Origin of the sequence: Synechococcus sp. MU1655 (assembly GCF_023630655.1) — a bacterium.
GTDB lineage: Bacteria > Cyanobacteriota > Cyanobacteriia > PCC-6307 > Cyanobiaceae > Synechococcus_C.
In genome coordinates, this window is sequence record NZ_JAKUHK010000080.1 from 1 (window position 1) to 7,465 (window position 7,465).

A 7,465-nucleotide genomic window follows, 5' to 3' on the forward strand; every position below is an offset into this window, starting at 1 on the left:
AAGCGCTGCAGCATTTCCGGCAGCAGGGGCTTCCAAAGCCTTGAGCTTTTTGGTCATTGCAAGCACTGCTTCAGCGTGAACACGAGCTGAAGCAGGGTCATACACACCGCAGGGTCCGTCGCAGTGGGCTTCAACGGTGGAAGCGGGCAAGGAGCGAACGATCGCTGATAGAGCCGTGCGAAGCATCGGGTTTGAAACAGAATTTTCGTTCGATAAGCCTACCTATGGATCACCTGCCTTTGGATCACTTTTTGATGTCTAATAGTTCGACTTCAAAAATCAGGGTTGCGTTCGGAGGGATCACTCGGCCTGCACCACGCTGGCCGTAGCCCAGCTCAGGGGGAATGACCAACTTGCGCTTTCCGCCCACTTTCATCCCTTGGACGCCTTCATCCCAACCTTTAATTACCCGACCGGCTCCAAGCGGAAATTCAAACGGAGTGCCGCGGTCGTAGCTCGCATCAAATTGCGTGCCGTCTTCGAGGGTGCCGCGGTAGTGCACCACCACGTTCTGTCCCGAGCTCGCTTCATCACCAGTGCCGACAACTAGGTCGGTGATTTTCAGTCCACTCGCGGTGACCTGAGGCTTCTCTGCTTCCATCGGTCCGCCGAGCGCTGAAGCATCAGCCAGGTTGGTATCGGGAGCCATTGCAAACAAGGTGGGGTTGGGGTCGTCAGGGTCGAGTTCCATGGGATTGGCCACGGCCTGAACGACAGCCGCTTGGGACTTCATCGCAGTGCTGCTGGCCATGGTGGATGGCGTTGCGGCAGTCACCGTTGAGGGCGCCACCAGTTGGCTGATGAGCGCCACCATCAAACAGGACACAAAGACAGCGGTGCTGATCAAAATCTCGCGCACAGAATTTTGCTCGATTGAACCCAAGTTTGGCAGTTCATTCTTCTCGCTCCTTTTGGCGTAACTGCTGCTCAAGGCGATCGATTCTCCCCCGAAGCTCATCCACTTCTCGCTGACTGGCCAGACCGAGGTCTTGAAGAATATGGTCGCGGTTGCGTTCGAGGCTGCGGCCCATCTGCTGCTCGAGTTCTGGTGTTTCGCCGCGCAATGCTTTCAGCACATCGTCCACAAGTGCGGAGGCATGGCTTGAATCAAGACGGCCGCTGCTCACCCATTCCTGGGTGACATAACGAAGCCGATCTGCAACAAGGGTGGTGGTGCCGAGTCCACGAAGAAGTAGCTGTTGCAGGGGATTGGCAGTATCCATAGCCGTACGATGCGTCTCGATTCAGGATGGCTTGATCTCCCGGCACTGACCATGGGCAATGACCGATCCCTGGTTCTTCTGCAGGGGCTGGTGGGAGGACTGCTTGCAGGCGTTGCTTTGACAGTGTCGGGACCTTGGTGGATGGTGCCGGCCCTGGCGCTGCTCTGGGCTGCGTCCTCCAGTTGTCTCGCCTCTGCGCTCTGGGGTGGCGTGGCCGTTCTGTTGAGCCATCGCTGGTTGCTGGCGTTGCATCCCCTGATGTGGATCGGTGTTCCCGCAGGGCTCAGCCTGCCGGTGGCTGCTGGGATTTGGTTGGCCTGTGCACTGCTGGCAGCCCTACTGCTGGCCTGTTGGAGTGGTCTTGTGAACCGCCTGCCCTTGCGGGGGAGTTTGACCCATGCCGTGATGGCCGCGTCCGTATGGGGATTGGTGGAAGTGGCGCTATCCCAAAGCCCTGTGTTTTGGATCGGAGTTGGTGGCAGCTTGCTTCCTGCCGACCCCCCTTTGGCTGCTCTGAGTCGCTGGATCGGTGAGGGCGGACTTGCCGCCCTGCAATTGCTGCTCGGCTGGTGGCTATGGCGCTTGCTGACGCTGTCCCGGCGTGATTCAGGTTGGCTCGGACTCCTGGCAGGCGGCCTGTTGAGCCTTGTTGTTCTTCATGGGATAGGGGCCAAGTTGCTGCAGAACCCAGTCATGATGGCGGCCCAATCTGAGCGAGCGGGATACAGCGTTGGCCTCTGGCAACCTGCGATTCCCACCCGTGAAAAATTTTCTGCGCAACGCCAACGGGACCTTCCCGGACGGCTTCAAGCTGCGCTTCAAGAGGCTGAAGCCGCTGATGCGGATTGGCTGATGGCACCTGAAGGTACGTTGTCGCTTAATGATTCCCTCATCGCACCGGCTCCGATTCCATTGATGAGTGGAGGGTTTCGCTGGTCGAGGGGACGTCAGCACAGCGCCATGCTTTTGGTAGAGGCTGGTAGCACCACTCCGATTGCCTCGATTGATAAGCATCGATTGGTTCCGTTAGGGGAATGGGTTCCGGCCTTGCCAGGCTTCAGTGGCCTCTCTGCCATCGGAGGCCTGGAGGCTGGAGAGCCATCCAGGCTTTGGCGCTGGGGCGGTCCACCTGCTTCTGTGGCCATCTGCTACGAGATCAGCAATGGAGTGGCGTTGGCTCGGGGCGTGGCGGAGGGGGCGGAGTGGATTCTTGCTGCGGCCAACCTTGACCCCTACCCCCGCCTCCTTCAGATGCAGTATTTGGCTTTGGCCCAGCTGCGCAGTTTGGAGACGGCCAGACCGCTTTTATCAACGGCGAACACGGGTCCAACGGCCTTGGTCCAAGCCAATGGTCAGATCGCAGAGCGCTTGGCGTCGTTCGATCCAGGCCTCTTGGTGGTGCAGTTCCAACCCCATACGGGTTTGACGGGGTATGTGCGCTGGGGAGAGTCACCCCTGCTGTTGTTGATCGGAGCCTCGTCGCTGATCTTGATCAGACCGGCGAGTCGATTAGCCCCCCGCCCAGCACGACCTCGCCGTCGTACATCACAGCCCCCTGACCAGGAGTGATCGAAAACTGCTGCTCGTGGAAGGTGAGCTTGCAGCGATGAGGGCGCTGTCCAGCCCGATCGTTAGCAGTGGCTTCGATGCAGATGAGATGGGCACGAACGGGTTCGCTGCGGTAGCGCACTTGCACCTCCACCTCCATGGGGGAACCGAGTGGGGGCGGGGCGATTGAGACCCAGTTCACAGCGCCAACCTCGCAGCCAGTGCGACCAGCTTCTGCCCTCGTGGCGACCACCACCTGATTCATGGCGGCATCGAGCTTCACCACATGGAGTGGTTCACTCCAGGCAATTCCCAAGCCTTTGCGTTGACCGATCGTGAAGTGTTCGATGCCGTCGTGCTGCCCGATCACCGTTCCGTCTTGCAGCACGATTTCACCGTCCCGCGGGGGAATGTAGGCATCGAGGAAAGCGCGCATCGAGCCATGGTGATCGGCGAGGCAGAGGTCCTGACTTTCTGGCTTGTCGGCAGTCCTTAATCCGTGGCGCCCGGCCTCAAGACGGGTGTCGGCCTTGGTGAGTTCGCCGAGTGGGAACACGACGCGCGCCAAAACTTCCTGGGGGAGGTCATAGAGGAAGTAACTCTGGTCTTTGCGGCTGTCTAAACCTCGCAACAGCTTCCAGCGGCCGTCTTCCCGGTCAAGACGAATGCGGGCGTAATGGCCTGTGGCAACCCTGGGGAGATTGCGTTCTTGCTCGGCCCAGGCGAGCATCGGCCCGAATTTCACCGAACGGTTGCACTTGGAACATGGCAGGGGTGTGATGCCAGACCGGTAGCCATCAACCAAGCCTTGAACGATTTCGCGAACGAAGGTGTCTCTTGAATCCACCACGTGGTGGGGAACACCGAGCTGTTCACAGATTCCGGCAGCATCCACCAGGCCCTCGGCGCAGCATGCTCCCTTCCCGCTCATCAGCCAGAGCGTGAGGCCCTCCACCTCCCAGCCGGCTTCCACCATCAAGGCTGCGGTCAGTGAGCTGTCGACCCCACCCGAAAGCCCAACGGCCACCCGATGCTCACCAGGCCATTGGCGCAATCGCTCCAGGGCCTCGGCACCTGCTTGAGTTGCTGTAGAGGTGGTCATCTTGGCCTCGGCCGACATGGGCGGGCATCGCTGTCTAACTCCATAGTGAGGGCCCGGGTGTTTTTGGCTTGGTCTGGCCTCCTTTTGATGCGGATCACTGGCTCGTCAGTGCAGAGCAAATGCTGGCACTGGAGCAGGAATGGCTGGGGAGTGGTTTGCCTGTTGCCGCCTTGATGGAAGCCGTCGGCCAGGCGATGGCTGATTGGTGTCTTCAGCGCCGGAAGCGACTCGAGCAGGGCGTTTTGGTGTTAGTGGGACCGGGCCACAACGGTGGTGATGGGCTTGTGGTGGCGAGACGGTTGATCGCTGCCGGAGTGGAGGTGAGGCTGTGGGCCCCTCTGCCGCTCCGGCAATTGCTCACCCAAGAGCATTGGCGTCATCTGGAGTGGCTTGGGGCAATTGTTCTGGAGACGCAGCCGGATCCGAGGGACTCAGCTCTGTGGGTGGAGGCACTGTTTGGGTTGGGACAACATCGTCCACTCCCTGAGGGTTTGGCGCTGTTGTTTTCCGAACGCGAGCGTGTTCAGCCGGGTCGGTTAATCAGTTTGGATGTGCCTGCTGGGATGCATTCCAATCACGGCCGGATGCAGGCCGGCGGTGGGGCGGTGGCCTCCGACACGTTGTGCGTGGGTCTGGTGAAACGCGGGTTGGTTCAGGACGCAGCTCTGGCCAACGCGGGTTGTGTGCATCGTTTGGACCCTGGCGTTCCGCGCCAGTTGATTGATCAACGGGATGCATCTGCTGTGCTGCGAGTGATGGCAAAAGATCTGGTGACTCTGCCAGTTCCTCAAGATTCGCCAATGGCCATGAAATATCAGCGAGGCCGCGTCTTGGTACTCGCAGGTAGCGAGCGCTATCGCGGCGCAGCCGTTCTGGCGGCGCATGGGGCGATGGCGAGTGGCGTGGGAAGTCTGAAAGCCGCGTTGCCAGAAGCCGTGGCTGAGCTCATCTGGCAGTGGATTCCTGAGTTGGTGGTGTCGGCCTCGTTGCCAGCAACCGCATCGAGAGGATTGGCTTGGGGACCATGGCTGGCTCATGCAGATCTAACCCGCTTGGATGCGTTGTTGCTGGGCCCTGGTGTTGGAGCGCTCGAAGGGCATTGGGATGCCTGGGCAGAACCCTTGGTTTCGTTTCAAGGGCTACTCGTGCTGGATGCGGATGGGCTCAACGCCTTGGCCGGCTCAAAGCAAGGCTGGCGTTGGCTTTGCCGGCGTGAATTCCCAACCTGGATCACCCCACATCGCAGTGAATTCGCAAGGCTTTTCCCTGATTTCAGTGGTCGGGAACCGCTGGAGAGTGCGCAATGGGCAGCAGCAGAGAGCGGAGCGGTTGTGCTGCTTAAGGGTGCTCACTCATTGATTGCCGATCCGAATGGTGTGGTGCATCAACTCGTGGATACGTCTGTTCAGTCGGCTCGTGCGGGCCTTGGAGATCTGTTGGCTGGATTTGCCGTTGGCTGGGGTGCGCGTTGCCTGGCGTGTGGAGAGGAGTCGCGGGGCACGGCCCTTGCCGCCGCGGCTTTATTGCACGCCGAAGCGGCAAGAACCAGTGAAGATGCCAGTAGTGCCAATGAGATTGCGAAAACCCTTGCTGAGCTCACCCGTCAGATTTGCGCCAATTAATTGTAAGAAAATTGATGAAGTTTTAAAATGCACACAATTCAAAACGCACAAATGTGTCGTTTTCCTTTCAAGAATCTGAAGGGTTGCTGAAAACATTTGGGTTTATCGTTTTTTCATAGGAAAGTCTCACCACGCCCAAGAGACGAGTTGCCATGGTTTCCTCAACAGCTCGGACCTCCGAGACTCAGAGACGCAGAAGCAGTGATCCGATTAGTTGGTATTTGGCGACGATTGGCCGAATACCACTGTTGACCGCTGCTGAAGAAATTGAGCTTGGCAATCAGGTCCAGAAGTTCATGGAGCTGACCCAGGACGGAACAGTTTCTCCTGACAGCGAAGAGTTCAGCTCCAAGGACCGCCGCATGATTCGCGTTGGCCAGCGTGCCAAGCAGCGGATGATGAAGGCCAACCTACGCCTTGTTGTGAGTGTCGCGAAGAAATATCAAGGCAAAGGTCTTGAGCTTCTCGATCTCATTCAAGAGGGCTCCCTTGGCTTGGAACGGGCGGTTGAGAAGTTTGATCCAACGCGTGGATATAAGTTTTCCACCTACGCCTTTTGGTGGATCCGTCAGAGCATGACCCGGGCGATTGCTTGTCAGTCACGCACGATCCGTCTGCCCGTGCATTTGAGCGAGCGTCTCACCACCATCCGCAAAGTGAGTCTGGATCTCGCACACAAGCTGGGTGCGATGCCGAGTCGCCTCGAGATTTCAGAAGCTCTGGACATGCCTGTTGAGGAGCTCGACTCCTTGCTCCGTCAGGCTCTCACGACTAGCAGTCTTGATGCTCCTGTGAATGGAGAGGATGGCCGTAGTTTCCTTGGCGATTTGATTGCCGATTCCTCAGCAGAGGAGCCTCTCGACAAGGTCGAACAGCGCATTCACCACGAACAACTTGGTCGCTGGTTAAGTCACCTGAGTGAGCAGGAGCAACATGTGCTCACTCTGAGGTTTGGTTTAAACGGTAACGAGCGCCACACCCTGGCTCAAATTGGTCGTTTGCTCGATGTCTCGCGTGAACGCGTACGCCAGGTGGAATTGAAGTCACTGCGCAAGCTGCGCAATCTCACCCGTCGGATGTCTCCAACGTTCTGATGGCTCGAAGATTCCGCGGCTGGTCACAAGCATCAGTCGTGGTCATCTTTTTCGTCCTTCATGAGGTCATCAGATTCCCTGTGGTCCCTAGCTGATCAATTCGGTTCTTGTAGGCAATGGATCAATGCATTGTCGATTGATGTCTAGATCCTTGAACTGCGAGTCTTGTGGGGGTTCCAGTTGACATCCCGGATTCATAGAGCGACTCCAAAACGTCCAAACTCGCGAAGTGCTCACCCAATTGCGCGAGTCCGAACCTGTAAGAACAGTTGAGAGACTTCTGCTTTCATCCCTGAGACGAAACACTTGACCGAATCAAATCAGCCGAGCAAGCCCAGAGCGCTCACCTATACAGAAATGATGAATGGGGGTCAGCAACAAATCGATGGCGCAAAGCATCAGGCTGAGTTGGATCTTCAGCGCCGCAAGGATCAACAAGAGCGCTCAATCGAACATCTGGAGCAGTCCCTCAGGGGCAACATAATTGACCCAAGTATTGGATGAATGCTCTTGCTTGCATCGTTCTATCGGTGACTTTTGCGTACATGATTGTTCAGGTGCAAAAGATAAGTGGTTTCAGTGCACAGACGGTTCTAGCGCGACGATTCCGAGCTTGTCTTTGACAAGAACCTTAGATTTCGGATCAAAGAGGTTTTCGAAATGGATGTGCAATCTAAGGATTATAAGGATTATGTTGAATCGATAAATGCTCTTCTTCGCCACATTGATGCCAATTTCTTGATGCTTTCCGAAAGGCGCCTTGAGGATGATCCTTTCAGTGATGAGGTGGTGGATTTCGTCCGTGATGACCGTGTTGCAATGCTGTCCTTTAAGGGTGGTTGCCTCATTGCCCTAACGGCTAAGTGGTGACAAGCA

At 57.3% G+C, this 7,465-nt stretch carries 8 protein-coding genes; 4 read left to right on the plus strand and 4 right to left on the minus strand.

Going from position 1 to position 7,465, the window contains the following annotated elements; all coding sequences use genetic code 11:
- From NCN04_RS05440 to NCN04_RS05450, 3 genes are all read right to left on the minus strand, one after another.
- On the minus strand, positions 1 to 186 hold a 186-nt coding region (locus NCN04_RS05440), incomplete at its 3' end, for a superoxide dismutase [Ni] (RefSeq protein WP_284498607.1).
- A 58-nt stretch (positions 187 to 244) separates the two neighbouring features.
- Positions 245 to 859: an FKBP-type peptidyl-prolyl cis-trans isomerase gene (locus NCN04_RS05445; RefSeq protein WP_250395417.1), complete on the minus strand. Its 615-nt coding sequence runs from the start codon at positions 857 to 859 to the stop codon at positions 245 to 247.
- Between the two features lie 34 nt (positions 860 to 893).
- Positions 894 to 1,223, minus strand: a complete 330-nt coding sequence (locus tag NCN04_RS05450) for a phasin family protein (protein ID WP_250395418.1) — start codon at positions 1,221 to 1,223, stop codon at positions 894 to 896.
- A gap of 51 nt (positions 1,224 to 1,274) precedes the next feature.
- Here NCN04_RS05450 and NCN04_RS05455 point away from each other — a divergent pair, with 51 nt between their 5' ends.
- Positions 1,275 to 2,792, plus strand: a complete 1,518-nt coding sequence (locus NCN04_RS05455) for an apolipoprotein N-acyltransferase (RefSeq protein WP_250395421.1) — start codon at positions 1,275 to 1,277, stop codon at positions 2,790 to 2,792.
- On the opposite strand, the gene mnmA is transcribed toward NCN04_RS05455, so the two are convergent.
- Complete coding sequence (gene mnmA, locus NCN04_RS05460; RefSeq protein ID WP_250395419.1) at positions 2,716 to 3,891, minus strand: tRNA 2-thiouridine(34) synthase MnmA; 1,176 nt, start codon at positions 3,889 to 3,891, stop codon at positions 2,716 to 2,718. The genes NCN04_RS05455 and mnmA overlap by 77 nt on opposite strands.
- Positions 3,892 to 3,941: 50 nt before the next feature.
- Here mnmA and NCN04_RS05465 point away from each other — a divergent pair, with 50 nt between their 5' ends.
- From NCN04_RS05465 to NCN04_RS10630, 3 genes are all read left to right on the plus strand, one after another.
- Positions 3,942 to 5,495 carry a bifunctional ADP-dependent NAD(P)H-hydrate dehydratase/NAD(P)H-hydrate epimerase gene (locus NCN04_RS05465; RefSeq protein WP_048345997.1) on the plus strand — a complete coding sequence of 518 codons (1,554 nt, stop codon included), beginning with the start codon at positions 3,942 to 3,944 and terminating at the stop codon, positions 5,493 to 5,495.
- A gap of 152 nt (positions 5,496 to 5,647) precedes the next feature.
- The gene (locus NCN04_RS05470) at positions 5,648 to 6,589 is read left to right on the plus strand and encodes an RNA polymerase sigma factor, RpoD/SigA family (RefSeq protein WP_250395420.1); all 942 of its coding nucleotides are present in this window, start codon (positions 5,648 to 5,650) and stop codon (positions 6,587 to 6,589) included.
- A gap of 741 nt (positions 6,590 to 7,330) precedes the next feature.
- Positions 7,331 to 7,459 carry a hypothetical protein gene (locus NCN04_RS10630; protein WP_284498608.1) on the plus strand — a complete coding sequence of 43 codons (129 nt, stop codon included), beginning with the start codon at positions 7,331 to 7,333 and terminating at the stop codon, positions 7,457 to 7,459.
- Positions 7,460 to 7,465 lie beyond the last annotated feature (6 nt).